At 65.3% G+C, this 2,181-nt stretch carries 3 protein-coding genes; 1 reads left to right on the top strand and 2 read right to left on the bottom strand.

The features are described 5' to 3' along the window. Positions 1-1,169 (bottom strand): NAD(P)-binding domain-containing protein (locus KDB67_RS06470; RefSeq protein WP_291013854.1); only part of this gene is annotated, 1,169 nt, incomplete at its 3' end. Positions 1,170-1,359: 190 nt separating this feature from the next. Beyond that, complete coding sequence (locus tag KDB67_RS06465) at positions 1,360-1,827, bottom strand: pyridoxamine 5'-phosphate oxidase family protein (RefSeq protein ID WP_291013852.1); 468 nt, start codon at positions 1,825-1,827, stop codon at positions 1,360-1,362. A 100-nt stretch (positions 1,828-1,927) separates the two neighbouring features. Between KDB67_RS06465 and KDB67_RS06460 the strand changes: the two genes are divergently transcribed. Beyond that, positions 1,928-2,181: MerR family transcriptional regulator (locus tag KDB67_RS06460; RefSeq protein ID WP_291013850.1), on the top strand; the 254-nt coding region annotated here is incomplete at its 3' end.

Raw genomic sequence — 2,181 nt, 5'->3', positions numbered from 1 at the left:
TCGTCGAACCGGGCGGCCAGTGCCGGATCCGAATCCTGCGCGGCCAGGTACTGGGCGATCAGGTTCGACACACTGTCGAACAGGGTGTACGCACTCGAGTTGGTCTCGATGTAGCCGAGGGTGAACAGGTTGCGATGACGGCGGTTGAATGCGGTCAGATACTGGGCGGGGCGGTCGCCGTTCCACTCGAACAAGGTGTCGTCGACGTACGGAATCCGCATCTCGTATCCCGTCGCGTACAGCACCAGATCGATCTGCTCGCGACTTCCGTCGACGAAAACCACGTCCGTGCCGTCGAAGCGTTCGACCTCCGGCTTCACGGTGATGTCTCCGTGCTGAAGATGGTGCAGCAGTTGACTGTTCAGGAGTGGGTGCGACTCGAACAGCTTGTGATCGGGTTTCGGCAGTCCCCACCGTGTGACGTCACCGACGAGCAGTCGCAGCAATGCCGTCATCAGTGGGCGCTCGATGCAGCGGGGCAGTGCCACCGGACCGTCGTCGAGCTGATCGACCGGGACGCCGAACAGGTGCTTGGGAATGACGTGGTAGCCGCGTCGGGTGGAGATGAATGCGGCGTCGGCCGACTGCGCTGCGTCGCAACCGATGTCGGCGGCGGAGTTGCCCAGGCCGACGACGAGCACGCGCTTGCCGTCGAACTCGCGGGCGCTCCGGTAGGTCACGGCGTGCCGGATCTCGCCGTCGAAGTGGCCCGGGTGCACCGGTATTCGCGGATGCCAGTTGGTGCCTGATGCGCAGACCACCCCGCGATAGCGTGCGGTGGTGCCGTCGGAGGTGGTCACCAGCCACTTGTCGCCGTCGGCATCGATGCGGGTGACACCGTTTCCGAGGCGGATCGCGTCGAGGAGGCCGAAGTCGTCGGCGAACTGCCTGGTGTAGGAGAGGATCTGCCTGCGGGTCGGGTAGTCGGCGAACGACGCCGGCATCGGATAGTCGTAGAAGCCGGACAGATCCCGGGACGAGATGAAGTGCGCCGACTCGTACATGGGCGTGCCGGGATTGTCGATGTCCCACAGACCTCCGACGCCGCTGTGCCGCTCGAACTGGTCGTAGTCGACACCGTACCTGCGGAACATGCGCGCCACGCTGAGCCCCGCGGGTCCCGCACCGACGATGGCCACGGCCCCACTGCGGTCGGCAATCTGATTCATCTCGGCCCTTCGTTTCGACATCATCGGCGCCCGTCCCGACCCACGTTCCGGAGATGAGTCAGGGACGGCTCCCGGATCACCTGGAAACCGCCCCTGAACTGTGTGGAAGCGACAGGATTTGAACCTACGAGACTTTTTACACCTGCTCGCTTTCAAGGCGAACCGAATAGGACTGAACGCGGCCGGAGTCTCAGGCGTTGCCGTACGACTTGGTGACGGCGAAGGAGTAGAGGACCGCGTGCTCGTCGATCATGACCTGTCGGAAGGCGTCATCGTCCAGACCGATGTGGTGGCTGCGGTCGCTGTGGTAGTCGAGCGGCCCGGTCGGCTTGGCGTCGCGGATCCGGAAGTAGCGCAGGAGTTGCTCCGGTGTGCCGGGGCCGTCGAGGAGGGTCGCATCCGCTTCGAGGGTGAGCCAGCGGTGCCCGTCGTCGGCGAAGTACAGCGTGCAGCGCGGATCAGTGCGCAGCCGCCTGCTGCGCACCTTGTCGGCGTGGCCGGCACTGGTGAGACGGCCGTCGAGGAGCGCGACTTCGATCTTCACCACCTTGGGACGGCCGTCGGCACCCACGGTGACGATCGCCGCGTGGGGGTGGGCGGCGATGAAGCGGCGGGCATCGTCGTCGAGCGGAAGGTCGTCCAGCGTGTTGTCTGACACGGTCGTGATCCTTTGGATGAGCGGCATCCCGTGAGGGGAGGAATCCGCCCCAGCCTGCACCTTCAAGTCGACTTGAACACAAGCCGTAACCTGTCATCTCATGAGTAGATCGAGCGCGGACACGCCTACGGCCGAAGCACTGGTGCCGATCCAGGAGGTCTCCCGGCGCCTCGGCATCCCCAGTTCGACCATCCGCTACTACGACGAGCGCAACCTGGTGACTCCCACCTCACGGCACGCAGGAAGGCGCTGGTACAACGCGCACGCCATCCGCCACCTGGCGATCGTGCGCTACTGGCAGGGCGCCGGCCTGTTGAGCCTGGACGACATCGCCGAGGTCCTCGCCGGCCCCGG

Origin of the sequence: Gordonia sp. (in: high G+C Gram-positive bacteria) (genome assembly GCF_020438995.1) — a bacterium.
Taxonomy (GTDB): domain Bacteria; phylum Actinomycetota; class Actinomycetes; order Mycobacteriales; family Mycobacteriaceae; genus Gordonia.
Note: the sequence above shows the minus strand (reverse complement) of the source record. Positions and strands in the feature narration are given on the sequence as shown.